The organism is Planococcus halocryophilus (assembly GCF_001687585.2).
Taxonomy (GTDB): domain Bacteria; phylum Bacillota; class Bacilli; order Bacillales_A; family Planococcaceae; genus Planococcus; species Planococcus halocryophilus.
In genome coordinates this window covers 980,586-996,599 of record NZ_CP016537.2, presented here as the reverse complement: position 1 = coordinate 996,599, position 16,014 = coordinate 980,586, and the positions used below count along the sequence as shown (strand labels likewise).

Annotated in this window: 10 protein-coding genes, 19 tRNA genes, 3 rRNA genes and 1 pseudogene; 7 read left to right on the top strand and 26 right to left on the bottom strand. The window is 44.3% G+C overall.

Annotation, left to right across the window (positions count from 1 at the left end):
* Positions 1–20: 20 nt before the first annotated feature.
* The gene (locus tag BBI08_RS04915; protein WP_040850208.1) at positions 21–2,678 is read right to left on the bottom strand and encodes an HAD-IC family P-type ATPase; all 2,658 of its coding nucleotides are present in this window, start codon (positions 2,676–2,678) and stop codon (positions 21–23) included.
* 215 nt (positions 2,679–2,893) lie between these two features.
* Here BBI08_RS04915 and BBI08_RS17265 point away from each other — a divergent pair, with 215 nt between their 5' ends.
* From BBI08_RS17265 to BBI08_RS04895, 6 genes and pseudogenes are all read left to right on the top strand, one after another.
* Positions 2,894–3,079 carry a hypothetical protein gene (locus BBI08_RS17265; RefSeq protein ID WP_008495968.1) on the top strand — a complete coding sequence of 62 codons (186 nt, stop codon included), beginning with the start codon at positions 2,894–2,896 and terminating at the stop codon, positions 3,077–3,079.
* Positions 3,080–3,142: 63 nt separating this feature from the next.
* A pseudogene (locus BBI08_RS17390) lies at positions 3,143–3,301 on the top strand (hypothetical protein); the annotation flags it as partial.
* Entirely contained in the window at positions 3,249–3,392 is a 144-nt protein-coding gene (locus BBI08_RS17260) for a hypothetical protein (protein WP_008495967.1), read from the top strand. The pseudogene BBI08_RS17390 and the gene BBI08_RS17260, both read left to right, overlap by 53 nt.
* Before the next feature lie 46 nt (positions 3,393–3,438).
* Positions 3,439–4,266, top strand: a complete 828-nt coding sequence (locus BBI08_RS04905) for a DUF3100 domain-containing protein (protein ID WP_040850206.1) — start codon at positions 3,439–3,441, stop codon at positions 4,264–4,266.
* Complete coding sequence (locus tag BBI08_RS04900; protein WP_040850205.1) at positions 4,250–4,702, top strand: hypothetical protein; 453 nt, start codon at positions 4,250–4,252, stop codon at positions 4,700–4,702. The genes BBI08_RS04905 and BBI08_RS04900 overlap by 17 nt, the downstream gene beginning before the upstream one ends.
* 397 nt (positions 4,703–5,099) lie before the next feature.
* On the top strand, positions 5,100–5,432 hold the full coding sequence (locus BBI08_RS04895; RefSeq protein ID WP_008495965.1) for a hypothetical protein: 333 nt from the start codon (positions 5,100–5,102) through the stop codon (positions 5,430–5,432).
* A 184-nt stretch (positions 5,433–5,616) separates the two neighbouring features.
* Here BBI08_RS04895 and BBI08_RS04890 read toward each other — a convergent pair.
* The 23 genes from BBI08_RS04890 to BBI08_RS04780 all read right to left on the bottom strand — a co-directional run bounded on the left by BBI08_RS04890 (position 5,617) and on the right by BBI08_RS04780 (position 14,228).
* Positions 5,617–5,700 (bottom strand) — tRNA-Leu (locus BBI08_RS04890).
* A gap of 404 nt (positions 5,701–6,104) precedes the next feature.
* A tRNA-Leu gene (locus BBI08_RS04885) sits at positions 6,105–6,188 on the bottom strand.
* Between the two features lie 9 nt (positions 6,189–6,197).
* Positions 6,198–6,271 (bottom strand) — tRNA-Cys (locus BBI08_RS04880).
* A 6-nt stretch (positions 6,272–6,277) separates the two neighbouring features.
* A tRNA-Gly gene (locus tag BBI08_RS04875) sits at positions 6,278–6,352 on the bottom strand.
* 7 nt (positions 6,353–6,359) lie between these two features.
* Positions 6,360–6,431: transfer RNA gene (locus BBI08_RS04870), tRNA-Gln, on the bottom strand.
* A gap of 11 nt (positions 6,432–6,442) precedes the next feature.
* Positions 6,443–6,518, bottom strand: a tRNA-His gene (locus tag BBI08_RS04865).
* 41 nt (positions 6,519–6,559) lie between these two features.
* Positions 6,560–6,635: transfer RNA gene (locus tag BBI08_RS04860), tRNA-His, on the bottom strand.
* Between the two features lie 20 nt (positions 6,636–6,655).
* Positions 6,656–6,729 (bottom strand) — tRNA-Trp (locus BBI08_RS04855).
* 6 nt (positions 6,730–6,735) lie between these two features.
* Positions 6,736–6,819 (bottom strand) — tRNA-Tyr (locus BBI08_RS04850).
* Positions 6,820–6,826: 7 nt separating this feature from the next.
* A tRNA-Thr gene (locus BBI08_RS04845) sits at positions 6,827–6,902 on the bottom strand.
* Between the two features lie 23 nt (positions 6,903–6,925).
* A tRNA-Phe gene (locus BBI08_RS04840) sits at positions 6,926–7,001 on the bottom strand.
* A 17-nt stretch (positions 7,002–7,018) separates the two neighbouring features.
* Positions 7,019–7,094: transfer RNA gene (locus BBI08_RS04835), tRNA-Asp, on the bottom strand.
* Between the two features lie 3 nt (positions 7,095–7,097).
* A tRNA-Met gene (locus BBI08_RS04830) sits at positions 7,098–7,174 on the bottom strand.
* Positions 7,175–7,217: 43 nt separating this feature from the next.
* Positions 7,218–7,293, bottom strand: a tRNA-Val gene (locus tag BBI08_RS04825).
* Between the two features lie 7 nt (positions 7,294–7,300).
* Positions 7,301–7,375, bottom strand: a tRNA-Glu gene (locus BBI08_RS04820).
* A gap of 29 nt (positions 7,376–7,404) precedes the next feature.
* Positions 7,405–7,494: transfer RNA gene (locus BBI08_RS04815), tRNA-Ser, on the bottom strand.
* A 5-nt stretch (positions 7,495–7,499) separates the two neighbouring features.
* Positions 7,500–7,574: transfer RNA gene (locus BBI08_RS04810), tRNA-Asn, on the bottom strand.
* An 11-nt stretch (positions 7,575–7,585) separates the two neighbouring features.
* Positions 7,586–7,701: ribosomal RNA gene (rrf, locus tag BBI08_RS04805) — 5S ribosomal RNA — on the bottom strand.
* A gap of 137 nt (positions 7,702–7,838) precedes the next feature.
* Positions 7,839–10,772, bottom strand: a 23S ribosomal RNA gene (locus tag BBI08_RS04800).
* 123 nt (positions 10,773–10,895) lie between these two features.
* Positions 10,896–10,971, bottom strand: a tRNA-Ala gene (locus BBI08_RS04795).
* Between the two features lie 8 nt (positions 10,972–10,979).
* Positions 10,980–11,056: transfer RNA gene (locus BBI08_RS04790), tRNA-Ile, on the bottom strand.
* 128 nt (positions 11,057–11,184) lie between these two features.
* Positions 11,185–12,735: ribosomal RNA gene (locus BBI08_RS04785) — 16S ribosomal RNA — on the bottom strand.
* Together the 16S, 23S and 5S rRNA genes with 19 tRNA genes alongside form the textbook arrangement of a ribosomal RNA operon.
* Positions 12,736–13,361: 626 nt before the next feature.
* Positions 13,362–14,228 (bottom strand): nucleotidyltransferase-like protein, encoded by an 867-nt coding sequence (locus tag BBI08_RS04780; RefSeq protein WP_040850657.1) that lies wholly within the window; start codon positions 14,226–14,228, stop codon positions 13,362–13,364.
* A 268-nt stretch (positions 14,229–14,496) separates the two neighbouring features.
* On the opposite strand from BBI08_RS04780, the gene BBI08_RS04775 reads away from it, so the two are divergent.
* Positions 14,497–14,847 carry a YgzB family protein gene (locus tag BBI08_RS04775; protein WP_008497121.1) on the top strand — a complete coding sequence of 117 codons (351 nt, stop codon included), beginning with the start codon at positions 14,497–14,499 and terminating at the stop codon, positions 14,845–14,847.
* A 49-nt stretch (positions 14,848–14,896) separates the two neighbouring features.
* Here the strand turns inward: BBI08_RS04775 and perR are convergent, their stop codons facing one another.
* Both perR and BBI08_RS04765 read right to left on the bottom strand, forming a co-directional pair.
* Positions 14,897–15,340 (bottom strand): peroxide-responsive transcriptional repressor PerR, encoded by a 444-nt coding sequence (perR, locus tag BBI08_RS04770; protein ID WP_008497122.1) that lies wholly within the window; start codon positions 15,338–15,340, stop codon positions 14,897–14,899.
* Positions 15,341–15,460: 120 nt separating this feature from the next.
* Positions 15,461–16,012, bottom strand: a complete 552-nt coding sequence (locus BBI08_RS04765; protein ID WP_008497123.1) for a cob(I)yrinic acid a,c-diamide adenosyltransferase — start codon at positions 16,010–16,012, stop codon at positions 15,461–15,463.
* Positions 16,013–16,014 lie beyond the last annotated feature (2 nt).

Sequence of the window (16,014 nt, the reverse complement as noted above, 5' to 3'; positions counted from 1 at the left end):
TCATAAGTTAACGAAACTCCTTATGATTTTTTAATATGACGAACAATCCATTTTTCAAATTCCACAATAACAAATACCAAAACACCAATCGTTAATGGCCATATCCAATCCACTGCTTGCAATGGAACGGTTCCAAGTAAGAGATTCATAAATGGCGTATAGGTCACCGTAAGCTGCACAGCAATTAAAATGATGGAGACAATGAACGCAATTTTATTCGAGAAAAAATTTCGGTTTAATGCAAACTCGGTCTCACTGCGACAATTGAATAGATACATCAACTGAACCATTACCAATGCTTGTAACGTCATCGTATTAACAATAGATGGATCTATTTGCTGTTCGGTCAAAAGTATATTCATTAATAGAATTCCACCACAAATGATGATTGAAACAAAAAAGATTCGAAAAATATAATAAGGGCTCAGCAATTTGGAATTTGGCTTTCTTGGTGGCCGCTCCATAGCACCCGGTTCCAATTTTTCAAAAGCAATGGCCAAGGAGATGGTAACCGCGGAAATCATATTAACCCAAAGGATTTGAACTGTTGTTAAAGGCATTGCTGTACCAAACAAAATACTAACAAAAATCAAAGCGCCTTCTGACATATTTGTCGGCAAAATGAACAGAATGGTCTTTTTCAAATTATCATAAACGCGCCTGCCTTCTTTGACCGCATTCACAATCGTGCTAAAATTATCGTCTACTAAAACCATTCCAGCTGCTTCCTTAGATACTTCCGTCCCTTTTATCCCCATCGCTACACCAATGTCCGCACGTTTAAGCGCTGGCGCATCGTTGACACCATCTCCAGTCATGGCACAAATATGCTGTTCGGCTTGTAATGCTTTGACCAACTGCAACTTATTGTTTGGGCTGGTACGAGCAAAGACGTCGTAATTTACTGCTGCCTGTGCTAGCTCCTTGTCATCCATTCGATCTAAATCTTTCCCTTCAAGAACACGTATCCCATCACCAATTCCCATTTGAGCACCTATGGCGACTGCTGTATCTTTATGATCACCCGTAATCATTTTCACGATAATACCCGCCTTGCGACATTGTTGAATCGCCTCTATAACTTCTTCCCTTGGAGGATCAATGATTCCTGCCAGACCGATTAACCTAAATCCCGATTCCATATCTTCATGATCAATAAAGCCAGTAGAAGATCTAACTTGCTTTGTTGCAACTGCAATCAACCGCTCGCCTTTATTGGCATGTTGAAACATCTTTTCGTGCCAGTAAGCCCCTTCTCCATAAGAAGTTGACAAATCGGTCATTCCCAATAAACTTTCAGGTGCACCTTTCACATAAATCCATTTACTCTGCTCTTTTTCTACTAGCGCTGCCATGTACTTATAATCCGAATCAAAAGGAATTTTCGATAAGATTGGTAATCTTTGAATCTCTTCATTCATTTTTTCAGCTAGCGTAATAAGGCAACCTTCCGTAGCATCTCCACTAATGACCCAATTTCCTTTCTCATCACATCTCAAATGAGCTTCATTGACCGTTTTAACAGCTGTGAGAAACTCCTTGAAATCTGGATATTCTACAAGATTAACCGGGTGTTTATTGTAAAAAATCGATCCAACTGGTGCATAACCAGTTCCCGTTACAGTTAATTCTTTTTCTTCTAATATCACCGAAGTAACGGTCATTTCATTTTTAGTCAATGTCCCTGTTTTATCCGAACAAATTACCGTAACGGCTCCTAGAGTTTCAACAGAAGGTAAATTGCGGACAATGGCATTTTGTCCTGCCATGCGCTGCACTCCAATCGCCAAAATGATTGATAGAACAGCTGGTAGGCCTTCTGGAATCGCCGCTACCGCTAGTCCAATAATCGCCAGCAGTAATTCAGCTGTTGCATAATCATGAAACAAATAACCAATGGCGAATATGACAAAAGAGCTAATGATAATGGTCAAAGATATTACTTTACCAAAAGCTGCTGTTTGTTTTAATAATGGCGTCTGTAATCGATCGACTTCTTCTATTGATGAGCTAATTTGCCCAAGCTCTGTAGCTGATCCAATGGCAACAACTACTCCTATTCCTGAACCAGCGGCTATCGTTGTTCCTGCAAACACCATGTTTAGTCGATCACCCAATACCGTATCATTTGGCAATACTGCTGATTTTTTTCCCACTGCTTCCGATTCACCTGTCAAAGAGGACTCTTCCACTTTTAAATTGGCAGCCTTCAAAATTCGAATATCTGCTGAGTTTTTTTCACCGGCAGACAGCACCACTAGATCTCCAGGTACCAGTTCCGCAGAGCGCACTTCTCTTCTAACTGAATCCCGTAGTACTATCGCTTTTAATGACAGCATCTTTCTAATACTTTCCAATGCCTTTTCCGCTTTGCTTTGTTGGATATAACCAATAACTGCATTGATTACAACTACCATTAAAATCACTGCCGTATCTATTAAATGACCTAACAATAACGTAATTACTGCAGCTGCAAGTAATACATAGATTAATACATCATTAAAATGTTTAAAAAACTTGATCAGCTTAGGCTCTCTTTTAGGTTCTGGCAGTTCATTCGCTCCATATTCCTCATGACGCTTTGCCGCCATTTCTTCGCTAAGTCCAACTTCTGCATCTGTTTCTAATACTTCTAGTAAGTCAACCGTATCTATTCCATACCAATTTTTCGCTTGCATCATTGTCCCTCTTTTCAACTACAAAATGACAATAAATTAAGTTATTATTCAGACTATCATAACATCTATCTAGCCATCTGTTGATACAGAACTAGCTTTTCTCCATATATTATAGTTTATATATCTGAATATTTTTTGTATTCCGTATAAATCCTTATAGTTGCATATGAATAATTATGATAAAATTAGAATATTATTTCAAAGGAGGTTATGTTGTGGAGCAATCATTTAATAAACTTAACGAATTATATAAAGAAATAGTCGATATTCGACGATTTCTCCATGAGTACCCTGAACTGTCTTTTGAAGAAGTCGAAACAGCAAAATACATCGAAAAAGAAATTGACCGTGTTATTAAAGGAACTTGCCTCGTTTCTGGTGCAGATTATGAATACACTTAATCCCGCGGCTATACAACAACCGTCACTCATGAAGCTGAAACAAATTTTGTTGCAGCTCTTGCCTCTGCTGTACTTGGTGTAACAAACGTGAGAGAAACAGAACCCGTCATGGGCGGCGAAGATTTCTCTTATTATCTTCAGCAAATTAAAAGAACTTTTTTCTTTACATGTGCCAGAAAGCACAGAAGCTTATCCACATCACTATCCAAAATTCGATATTGACGAACGCGCATTATTGATTGCTGCAAAAGTATTAGGTAGTGCGGCATTAAAATATGCTGAAAACAATATGCTCTCAGTTAGCGCAAACTAAGTATCCATAGAGAACCATTCTCTTACATAGAAGGAGTCGTTGTGAAATGAGTGAGAAAGCTATAGCGTTATGGAAAGATTGGCGGTTACATGTCATTGTATTAGGCATTGTGGCGGTTACCGAATCAATCGGCATCTTCAAAATCCCACTAGGTCCAGGTACCATTCTATTACTGCCAATGCTTTATGCAGTTGTAATTGGTTTGGCCTTGTACTTTACCCCTTTAATAAACGACAAACAATCAATCAATGCCGAACCTTTAGTATTTCTTTCAGTTTCGATACTGATCGCAAAATTCGGTGTTCAAGCTGGACCAGCACTGCCACAGATTATTGAAGCAGGACCTGCTTTACTATTACAAGAGTTCGGGAATTTAGGAACAATCTTTTTAGCCTTACCATTAGCAGTATTTCTCGGTATGAAAAGAGAAAGTATTGGTATGACACATTCAATCGGGCGTGAAGCCAACCTCGCTTTGATTACTGATAAATATGGTTTGTCTTCACCAGAAGGCCGTGGCGTCATGGCCATGTATATTTTTGGTACAGTCTTTGGATCTATATTTATCGGAATGATTTCTGGTTTCTTAGCAACAGTGACTCCTTTGCACCCGATTTCTTTTGCCATGGCGACAGGAGTAGGAAGTGGTAGTATGGCGGCAGCTTCTCTTGGACCATTAATCGCAGCATTTCCTGAAATGAGTGAAACACTGACTGCTTTTTCAGGTGTCAGTAACTTAATCTCTTCTGTGACTGGACTGTACATGAGTATTTTTGTCGGACTTCCATTAACCGTGAAAATGTATGAAATCTTATCGAAAAACAAAGAGAAAAAAACAGTGAAAGGAAGCGTGGAATATGTTAAAAAACATTAAAGAATGGATAGCCGTCTTTATGATTCTCGGCGTAATCATGCTGATTGGAAATTGGATAGGCTATGACGTGCTCCCGTGGACTGCGCTTCCTGGAATAGCCATCCTGATTGGTATTAGCTTGGTTGGATTAATCATTCACCATTTGCTTCCTTTCCAACTACCTAGCATCGCTTACATCGGCATTATCGGACTTATTGTAACAATCCCAGGTATGCCAGGTTCCGCCCAAATTGCTACTTATACAGCGGAAGTTAATCTATTAGCTATCGCGACACCCATTTTAGCCTATGCAGGTGTTTCTATCGGACGTTCATGGTTCGATTTTGTGCAATTAGGTTGGAAAACTATCGTCGTCGGTATGGTCGTTCTATTTGGAACTTTTCTTGGTTCCGCAGTTATTGCCGAAATCATTTTACGTTTCCAAGGAATTATTTGATTTCATTCATAAAAAGACCGCATCAAAGTTGAAACTTTTGATGCGGTCTTTTCTATGGTTATAAATAGGGAATAATATCATTTCTAAAATACCGAATTATTCAGATTATTGTATTGCGTTTAGAAAAAATGAGTGTATAATAAGTGTTTGAAAAAACAGAGTATTAGTACATAGCACGAAAATATAACAAGAAGGAAGAAAAATGAAGAAACTTTTCATCTTTATCAAGGTTGCATTTCTCAGCCTCTCTGCCCTGTCTAGTGTGAGTGCCCATCCACATGATCACGACAAAAGATGACCACAAGTACAGTATTGAGAAACAGTTAACTATGAGCAAAAAAGCACTTAAGAAGTACCGCAAATCGACGTCGCACTTGATGAAGGCTTTGTTGGATTAATGTCTGGAGCATACGTACCAGATATGGGAATTCACTTAGTTAAGCCTAGTCGTATGGGTGTTGACAAACTAAACATCAAAAAACCGGAAGCTTTGCTTTACGAACCAATGAAGAATGGTCGTTACAAATTGGTAGGAGCTGAATGGTACGTACCAACAGACGCGACAGATAAAACACCAATGCTATTTGAACAAAAGTTCCAGGGACCAATGAATAACGATGATGGTACTACAGGTCAACATTATGACTTACATGTATGGTTATTCAAAACAAATCTAGACGGCATATTCAAAGCAGAGAATACACGTATCAGTTGTCAATATGCAGAGTAAAACAAGTTTTTAAATAACAAGTTAACCGGTGTAGGAGAGATTGTCTTATACACCGGTTATTTCATACTATTCTATTCTTATAGAAGGAATTCATTTACTATTTGATTTGTCTATATCACTCTATATAAGTTCAAGAAAAAAGCCCTGACAATTAAGTCAGGACTTTTGCTCTTTACTTGCAATATACCGGCGGTCGGGGTCGAACCGACACTCCGGTGAAGGAACGGGATTTTGAGTCCCGCGCGTCTGCCAATTCCGCCACGCCGGCAAGTATTGTTTTAGCGGACAAGAATTATTATAGCACATCTTACTTTTCTCGCCAATACTTTATTAATGCAATAAATAGTTTCATACGCCAAACTTCAAGATTGATAAAGTATCATAGACAATAGGAGCAAAACCCATAGTAGCTTCTACTGTAAATAATTCACATAGGTAAGCTGATCCGAATGAACAAACGATTTTTTTCACTACGACCACCTTTAATCAATTACTGCTTGCCTCTACTTCCCTACTGCTTATACATTAGTCACTCGGGAATGGAACATACCAAGTTACATGAATAGCTGTCCAAGATACTTACTGAATAACTGGTAAAATAACAAAAAAACCTTTAACTGTGATTACTCACAGTTAAAGGTTTTTGGAAAGAACAGGCAGGTTCTTTCATAATACCGGCGGTCGGGGTCGAACCGACACTCCGGTGAAGGAACGGGATTTTGAGTCCCGCGCGTCTGCCAATTCCGCCACGCCGGCAAATTATTATGGAGGCGGCAACCGGACTCGAACCGGTGATAAGGGTGTTGCAGACCCATGCCTTACCACTTGGCTATGCCGCCAAATAATGGAGCGGAAGACGAGGTTCGAACTCGCGACCTCCACCTTGGCAAGGTGGCGTTCTACCACTGAACTACTTCCGCAATAAAGCTGGGGTACCTGGATTCGAACCAGGGCATGACGGGATCAAAACCCGTTGCCTTACCGCTTGGCTATACCCCATTAATAAAAGATGGGGCGGACGAGGGGAATTGAACCCCCGAGTGCCGGAATCACAATCCGGTGCGTTAACCACTTCGCCACGACCGCCACTTTACTATTTTATAAGTTCACTTAGTTAAATTAAAACATGGGGCGGACGAGGGGAATTGAACCCCCGAGTGCCGGAATCACAATCCGGTGCGTTAACCACTTCGCCACGACCGCCATCATATAAATTTTAAAATTGGCAGGGGCAGTAGGAATCGAACCCACATCGGAGGTGTTGGAGACCTCTGTTCTACCGTTAAACTATGCCCCTAAAAACTGGTGGTGGGGGGCAGATTCGAACTGCCGAACCCGAAGGAGCGGATTTACAGTCCGCCGCGTTTAGCCACTTCGCTACCCCACCTTGAAAATGGTGCCGGAGAAAGGACTTGAACCCTCAACCTACTGATTACAAGTCAGTTGCTCTACCAGTTGAGCTACTCCGGCATGGAGAATTTCTTTTAAAAAAATGGTGGGTCAGGACGGAATCGAACCGCCGACACTTAGAGCTTCAATCTAATGCTCTACCGACTGAGCTACTGACCCACTTTGTTAAGTGAAAATGGCGGTCCCGACCGGGATCGAACCGGCGATCTCCTGCGTGACAGGCAGGCATGTTAACCGCTACACCACGGGACCATTTGGTTGCGGGGGCAGGATTTGAACCTGCGACCTTTGGGTTATGAGCCCAACGAGCTACCGAACTGCTCCACCCCGCGATAATACTATTTTTTCCAATTCACATAAATTATATGAATGAAATGGTGGAGGATGACGGGATCGAACCGCCGACCCTCTGCTTGTAAGGCAGATGCTCTCCCAGCTGAGCTAATCCTCCATGAAATTGGTGACCCCTACGGGATTCGAACCCGTGTTACCGCCGTGAAAGGGCGGTGTCTTAACCGCTTGACCAAGGGGCCGTACTTAATAATTATTGAAAACGATCTTCTGGCGGAGAGCAAGGGATTCGAACCCTTGAGACGGTTGCCCGCCTACATGATTTCCAATCATGCTCCTTCGGCCACTCGGACAGCTCTCCATAATTGGCTCCGAAGGTAGGACTCGAACCTACGACCATCGCATTAACAGTGCGGTGCTCTACCACTGAGCTACTTCGGAATAATTGATCAGCCTGGCAACGTCCTACTCTCACAGGGGGAAACCCCCAACTACCATCGGCGCAAAAGAGCTTAACTACCGTGTTCGGGATGGGAACGGGTGTGACCTCTTTGCCATCATTACCAGACTGAATTTATTTTGAAAGACAAGATTTATTATACCAATATCACTGGTTTTTTCAAGCTTTTTTTCAAAAACTTTTTCTTATTCTTTCAAAACTGGATAAACGACATTGAAACGTGCAAGTGCTTCGCGTACTTTGTTTTGGTTAAGTCCTCGATCGATTAGTATTCGTCAGCTGCACATGTCGCCACGCTTCCACCTCGAACCTATCTACCTCATCGTCTTTGAGGGATCTTACTTGCTTGCGCAATGGGAAATCTCATCTTGAGGGGGGCTTCGTGCTTAGATGCTTTCAGCACTTATCCCGGCCACACATAGCTACCCAGCGATGCCCTTGGCAGAACAACTGGTACACCAGCGGTGTGTCCATCCCGGTCCTCTCGTACTAAGGACAGCTCCTCTCAAATTTCCTGCGCCCGCGACGGATAGGGACCGAACTGTCTCACGACGTTCTGAACCCAGCTCGCGTACCGCTTTAATGGGCGAACAGCCCAACCCTTGGGACCGACTACAGCCCCAGGATGCGATGAGCCGACATCGAGGTGCCAAACCTCCCCGTCGATGTGGACTCTTGGGGGAGATAAGCCTGTTATCCCCGGGGTAGCTTTTATCCGTTGAGCGATGGCCCTTCCATGCGGAACCACCGGATCACTAAGCCCGTCTTTCGACCCTGCTCGACATGTACGTCTCGCAGTCAAGCTCCCTTCTGCCTTTACACTCTTCGAATGATTTCCAACCATTCTGAGGGAACCTTTGGGCGCCTCCGTTACTCTTTAGGAGGCGACCGCCCCAGTCAAACTGCCCGCCTGACACTGTCTCCCAAGCCGATCAGGCTTGTGGGTTAGAATTTCAATACAACCAGGGTAGTATCCCACTGACGCCTCCTCCGAAGCTGGCGCTCCGGGCTCTAAGGCTCCTACCTATCCTGTACAAGTTGCACCAAAATTCAATATCAGGCTACAGTAAAGCTCCACGGGGTCTTTCCGTCCTGTCGCGGGTAACCTGCATCTTCACAGGTACTATAATTTCACCGAGTCTCTCGTTGAGACAGTGCCCAGATCGTTACGCCTTTCGTGCGGGTCGGAACTTACCCGACAAGGAATTTCGCTACCTTAGGACCGTTATAGTTACGGCCGCCGTTTACTGGGGCTTCAATTCGCACCTTCGCTTGCGCTAAGCACTCCTCTTAACCTTCCAGCACCGGGCAGGCGTCAGCCCCTATACGTCACCTTACGGTTTTGCAGAGACCTGTGTTTTTGCTAAACAGTCGCCTGGGCCTATTCACTGCGGCTCTCTCGGGCTATACACCCTACCAGAGCACCCCTTCTCCCGAAGTTACGGGGTCATTTTGCCGAGTTCCTTAACGAGAGTTCACTCGCTCACCTTAGAATTCTCTTCTCGCCTACCTGTGTCGGTTTGCGGTACGGGCACCTCCCGCCTCGCTAGAGGCTTTTCTTGGCAGTGTGAAATCAGGGACTCTAAGGGTAAACCCTCTTGCCATCACAGCTCAACGTATCAGGAATGGGATTTGCCTCATTCCACGCCTCACTGCTTGGACGTGCACAACCAACGGCACGCTCTCCTTATCCTTCTGCGTCCCCCCATTGCTCAAACGGCGGGGAGGTGGTACAGGAATATCAACCTGTTGTCCATCGTCTACGCCTATCGGCCTCGACTTAGGTCCCGACTAACCCTGAGCGGACGAGCCTTCCTCAGGAAACCTTAGGCATTCGGTGGACGGGATTCTCACCCGTCTTTCGTTACTCATACCGGCATTCTCACTTCTAAGCGCTCCACCAGTCCTTCCGGTCTGACTTCAACGCCCTTAGAACGCTCTCCTACCACGGATCTCTTACGAGATCCATCCACAGCTTCGGTAATCCGTTTAGCCCCGGTACATTTTCGGCGCAGTGTCACTCGACCAGTGAGCTATTACGCACTCTTTAAATGATGGCTGCTTCTAAGCCAACATCCTGGTTGTCTAAGCAACGCCACATCCTTTTCCACTTAACGGATATTTGGGGACCTTAGCTGGTGGTCTGGGCTGTTTCCCTCTTGACTACGGATCTTATCACTCGCAGTCTGACTCCCAAGCATAAATCACTGGCATTCGGAGTTTGTCTGAATTCGGTAACCCGGGATGGGCCCCTAGTCCAAACAGTGCTCTACCTCCAGGATTCTCTATCTTGAGGCTAGCCCTAAAGCTATTTCGGAGAGAACCAGCTATCTCCAGGTTCGATTGGAATTTCTCCGCTACCCACACCTCATCCCCGCACTTTTCAACGTGCGTGGGTTCGGGCCTCCAGTAAGTGTTACCTTACCTTCACCCTGGACATGGGTAGATCACCTGGTTTCGGGTCTACAACTACATACTCTGGCGCCCTATTCAGACTCGCTTTCGCTGCGGCTCCGCCTTCTCAGCTTAACCTTGCATGTAATCGTAACTCGCCGGTTCATTCTACAAAAGGCACGCCATCACCCATTAACGGGCTTTGACTACTTGTAGGCACACGGTTTCAGGATCTATTTCACTCCCCTTCCGGGGTGCTTTTCACCTTTCCCTCACGGTACTGGTTCACTATCGGTCACTAGGAAGTATTTAGCCTTGGGAGATGGTCCTCCCAGATTCCGACGGAATTTCACGTGTTCCGCCGTACTCAGGATCCACTCTGGAGGGGTAAGGTTTTCGGCTACGGGGCTGTTACCCGCTGCGGCGGACCGTTCCAGGTCGCTTCGCCTAATCCTACCTTTTGTAACTCCGTATAGAGTGTCCTACAACCCCAAGAGGCAAGCCTCTTGGTTTGGGCTGATCCCGTTTCGCTCGCCGCTACTCAGGGAATCGCATTTGCTTTCTCTTCCTCCAGGTACTTAGATGTTTCAGTTCCCTGGGTCTGCCTTCTCATGTGCTATAGATTCACACATGGATACTACTCGATTAAAAGTAGTGGGTTCCCCCATTCGGAAATCTCCGGATCACAGCTCACTTACAGCTCCCCGAAGCATATCGGTGTTAGTGCCGTCCTTCTTCGGCTCCTAGTGCCAAGGCATCCACCGTGCGCCCTTTCTAACTTAACCAATGGTTAATTAAAAAGTTGTGACAAAAATTGTCACGCGTACTTGAATTTCTTGCATATTGTTTCAATGTCGTTTTATCCAGTTTTCAAAGAACAAGTTCATCATTTCAACGTACAAAATGATTGGTGGAGCCTAGCGGGATCGAACCGCTGACCTCCTGCGTGCAAGGCAGGCGCTCTCCCAGCTGAGCTAAGGCCCCAAGAAGAATGGTGGGCCTAAATGGACTCGAACCATCGACCTCACGCTTATCAGGCGTGCGCTCTAACCAGCTGAGCTATAGGCCCTCTTGAGTATAATTGTCTTACTGATAGAAGATCAATTCAATGTTTCCATTGAAGGTGAACCTTCAAAACTGAACGCAAAACGTCAACCCCGGAGCGCCTAGGGCGCCCGGTTCCGAATTTATCCTTAGAAAGGAGGTGATCCAGCCGCACCTTCCGATACGGCTACCTTGTTACGACTTCACCCCAATCATCCGTCCCACCTTCGGCGGCTGGCTCCACAAGGGTTACCTCACCGACTTCGGGTGTTACAAACTCTCGTGGTGTGACGGGCGGTGTGTACAAGGCCCGGGAACGTATTCACCGTGGCATGCTGATCCACGATTACTAGCGATTCCGGCTTCATGCAGGCGAGTTGCAGCCTACAATCCGAACTGAGAACGGTTTTATGGGATTGGCTCCCCCTCGCGGGTTGGCAACCCTTTGTACCGTCCATTGTAGCACGTGTGTAGCCCAGGTCATAAGGGGCATGATGATTTGACGTCATCCCCACCTTCCTCCGGTTTGTCACCGGCAGTCACCTTAGAGTGCCCAACTGAATGCTGGCAACTAAGATCAAGGGTTGCGCTCGTTGCGGGACTTAACCCAACATCTCACGACACGAGCTGACGACAACCATGCACCACCTGTCACCACTGTCCCCGAAGGGAAAAGTGTATCTCTACACCGGTCAGTGGGATGTCAAGACCTGGTAAGGTTCTTCGCGTTGCTTCGAATTAAACCACATGCTCCACCGCTTGTGCGGGCCCCCGTCAATTCCTTTGAGTTTCAGCCTTGCGGCCGTACTCCCCAGGCGGAGTGCTTAATGCGTTAGCTGCAGCACTAAGGGGCGGAAACCCCCTAACACTTAGCACTCATCGTTTACGGCGTGGACTACCAGGGTATCTAATCCTGTTTGCTCCCCACGCTTTCGCGCCTCAGCGTCAGTTACAGACCAGAAAGTCGCCTTCGCCACTGGTGTTCCTCCACATCTCTACGCATTTCACCGCTACACATGGAATTCCACTTTCCTCTTCTGCACTCAAGTTCTCCAGTTTCCAATGACCCTCCACGGTTGAGCCGTGGGCTTTCACATCAGACTTAAAGAACCGCCTGCGCGCGCTTTACGCCCAATAATTCCGGACAACGCTTGCCACCTACGTATTACCGCGGCTGCTGGCACGTAGTTAGCCGTGGCTTTCTGGTGAGGTACCGTCAAGGTACCAGTAGTTAGTTGGTACTTGTTCTTCCCTCACAACAGAGTTTTACGATCCGAAAACCTTCGTCACTCACGCGGCGTTGCTCCGTCAGACTTTCGTCCATTGCGGAAGATTCCCTACTGCTGCCTCCCGTAGGAGTCTGGGCCGTGTCTCAGTCCCAGTGTGGCCGATCACCCTCTCAGGTCGGCTACGCATCGTCGCCTTGGTAGGCCATTACCCCACCAACTAGCTAATGCGCCGCGGGCCCATCCTGCAGTGACAGCCGAAACCGTCTTTCCGTGCAGCCTCAGGAGAGGCCGCAAACTATTCGGTATTAGCACCGGTTTCCCGGAGTTATCCCGATCTGCAGGGCAGGTTGCCCACGTGTTACTCACCCGTCCGCCGCTAAACCAGAAGGAGCAAGCTCCTCTGGTTCCGCTCGACTTGCATGTATTAGGCACGCCGCCAGCGTTCGTCCTGAGCCAGGATCAAACTCTCCATTATAGAGTAGTGTTGATTGCTCAATACTGCTGGCGTATCGCCGTCCGAAGACGCACGATTCGCTTTGATCTACTTGCGTTGATCAGTAAGTTTTGCGCGGGCCGTTTTGCGCGACCGTTGCGTTTTGTTGACGTTTTGCTGTTCAGTTTTCAAGGTTCAGTTTGCGTTCTGTAAAAGCAACTTCTCTAAGTTAACATCGTTCGATGAAAGAGTCAAGCTTTTTATTATTGTAAAAAACTTAATTTCCCTTAGCGACATGTATTATCATAATACACACCTCTCACAGATGTCAACGATTAAAGCAAAAAAAAGCAAAAAAACTTTATCCTCTTAATTAACATGCTTTTAAATCATTATCCTTCTACCACTTTTCAAACATTTTCACCGAAAATAAACTGTTGCTAAGAGTCCTATAAATCGACTTATAGCAACAGTTTTTCTTTGTCTACTTTATAAGTAATAATAGCCTGCGAACATCCTGACTACTTTTCTCTAAAAGTCAATTGACTCTCTCGACAAGTTATTCGTCGGATGTCGATAACACTTCCACGCTAATTACACAGAGAACCCAATGCGTTATGATTGCCAGTCGTCTTTATATAACAATTGCTTCTTTAAAGATTTCTTATTTAGTTTTTCACATAATAGTATCTGTGGAAGACGCCTTCACTCTTCGTTGTGACGCCATTAATAGAAACAAGATCCTTCTCCACAAGAAATTCAATGAAAACTTCTAGATCTGAAGAGTAGTTTTTCAACTCTTCCTGCTCGTGCAACTCTTGAATGGTCCAGCTGCTTTGTTTCCCCATTACTTCTCTTATATGAAGAGCCCCGTCTTTTGTTCTTGAATGAATATAGAATTCACTTGCCAAGAATAATAATTCCAGTCGCTTGTCAATTGGTTCATCACTCGATATTAACTCTTCATACAATTTATAAATCGCTGGTTCCATTTGTTTGACTTGAGACCAAACCGTTACTTCTGGAGGTAATCCATTTTCGAGCACAGCTAACCGAGCTAAATGATGAAGTGATTCTACCATATGATGATAGGCATCCATATAGTTCTTTTCTTCAAAAAATGATTTCCCTTCCATATAGCGTCGGATTAGTTTAGCGAACTCCATGCCCATTTTAATTTTACGACCATAGAAGGGATAATCTTTGAGTTCAGTCTTTAGCTTCTCCATAAATTCGTTGCGATCATAAATTACACGGCCATAAAAAAGCCAATCGACTATTTTACGATTCGTACCAAGCAATAACCATTTATGTAATTGCTTTTCCGTAACGATGTGCATCGCAGCTTTTTTATCTAAATACGTATAATGTTTTGTAAACACTGGTGTTTCGTTTTCTTTCGTGATAATTAACAATATCGAGTCGAAAGTGTCCGTAATCTGACTGACTTTTTCTCTTTTCTCGACTAAGATTACTCCGAGGGTACTTTCCTGACTGGCGCGCTCTTGATAAATAGGACGTAGTATTTGTTCCATCATTCTCACTCCTTGCTGTCTCTATCGCATTCCTTCTTAAAATTAAAGGAATGGCTAGTCATAAACTCCAGCTTGTTTCATTTCCCTAGCGTTTGTCGGGCTCACCCGTTTTCTTTTTCTGAAACGTCAAAGCTAAAAAGATCTACTTCTGCACTTCTTCTTTTCTCTATTTCGACATATTTACTGCGGATTCCTTCATTTCAAAACCGATATCACTTTTTAAGAACATTTATGATATAGTATGATGGATGCAAGGAGGAAATAGACCATGAAACCTTATAAAAATAAAATTAATCGCATTCGTACGTTTGCGTTAGCTTTGATCTTCATCGGCATTGTTATTATGTATGTTGGCATATACTTCAGAAACCAACCGATTGTGATGGTCATTTTAATGCTACTTGGTGTCCTCGCAATTATCGGAAGTACAGGCGTTTATGCTTGGATTGGGTTGCTGTCCATGAAAACCGTACCAGTGGAATGTCCGAATTGTGGAAAGCATACAAAAATGCTGGGTCGCGTAGATATTTGCATGCATTGCAACGAACCTTTAACAATGGATCGTTCTCTTGAAGGTAAAGAGTTTGATCAGGACTACAATAAAAAAAGCTCACAATAATAAAAACATCCAGCGAAAAAATCGCTGGATGTTTTTTCTTTTGAATATTTTATTGAGCAGTCGCCGTTTTACTTAAGCATGTTTGGCATGTTCCGTAAATCTCAAGACGATGATAATCCACTTGAAATCCTGTTACATGCGAAGCTAAATGTTCAACTTCATCGAGTCCTGGGTAGTGGAAATCAACTATTTTCCCGCAATCATTACAGATAATATGATAATGGTCGTGTGTAACAAAATCAAAACGGCTTGAAGAATCACCATATGTTAATTCTTTTACCAACCCTGCTTTTCTGAACACGCGTAAATTATTATAAACAGTTGCAACACTCATATTAGGAAACATTTTTTCAAGCGCGCGATAAATGTCATCCGCTGTCGGGTGGTTTGTTGAATGAATCATATACTCCAAAATCGCGTGACGTTGGGGCGTGATTCTTACACCTGTTGACTTCAAAGCATCAAGCGCGTCTTTTAATTGTACTTCAGACATCGCCGTGCACCTCACTTCATATAGATTCTTACATTGTAATTGTTATAAACAGTGTACCTAATAAAAGTGTCAGATGTCAAGAAATCACTATACTACCGCCGTTTGTCACGCATTTCCACTTTATTTCTCATGCAAACCTCTTTCTACTCTTCCAAGTCGTTGATTGACCAAGCGTGCTGCAACAAACAAGAAATCCGACAGCCGGTTTAAGTACGCCAAAACATTTGGCGAAACATCGGTTCCGATAGATAGTACGGTACGTTCAGCTCTTCTAACTACAGTTCTTGCTACGTGAAGCGTTGCTCCAGATGGATGTCCACCTGGCAAAATAAAATTGCTGAGCGTCGGAACTGCATCGTCATATAGATCAATCCATTGTTCGAGCTTTGAAATATCGTCTTCCGCCAGCTTCCATTTCACTTCTTTCCCTTTTGGTGTAGCAAGTTCTGCTCCAACATGGAACAAAGTGGTCTGGATTTCATGAAAGACTTTTAAAAGTTCTTCTTTTTCATTAAAAAACTCTGTATTTAAATGTCCAACTGCTAAACCGATTAATGTATTTGCTTCGTCACATGTTCCGTAAGCTTCTACTACCGCATCATTTTTAGCTACTCGAGTTCCGTAAACGAGTGAAGTTGTCCCTTTGTCGCCAGTTTTCGTATAAATTTTCATGC

Excerpts from the sequence above, each read along its gene's own strand:
- BBI08_RS04780 (WP_040850657.1), bottom strand. The coding sequence starts at position 14,228 with ATGGAACAAATACTACGTCCTATTTATCAAGAGCGCGCCAGTCAGGAA.
- BBI08_RS04905 (WP_040850206.1), top strand. The coding sequence starts at position 3,439 with ATGAGTGAGAAAGCTATAGCGTTATGGAAAGATTGGCGGTTACATGTC.
- perR (WP_008497122.1), bottom strand. The coding sequence starts at position 15,340 with ATGTCTGAAGTACAATTAAAAGACGCGCTTGATGCTTTGAAGTCAACA.
- BBI08_RS04775 (WP_008497121.1), top strand. The coding sequence starts at position 14,497 with ATGAAACCTTATAAAAATAAAATTAATCGCATTCGTACGTTTGCGTTA.
- BBI08_RS04895 (WP_008495965.1), top strand. The coding sequence starts at position 5,100 with ATGTCTGGAGCATACGTACCAGATATGGGAATTCACTTAGTTAAGCCT.
- BBI08_RS04900 (WP_040850205.1), top strand. The coding sequence starts at position 4,250 with ATGTTAAAAAACATTAAAGAATGGATAGCCGTCTTTATGATTCTCGGC.
- BBI08_RS04915 (WP_040850208.1), bottom strand. The coding sequence starts at position 2,678 with ATGCAAGCGAAAAATTGGTATGGAATAGATACGGTTGACTTACTAGAA.
- BBI08_RS04765 (WP_008497123.1), bottom strand. The coding sequence starts at position 16,012 with ATGAAAATTTATACGAAAACTGGCGACAAAGGGACAACTTCACTCGTT.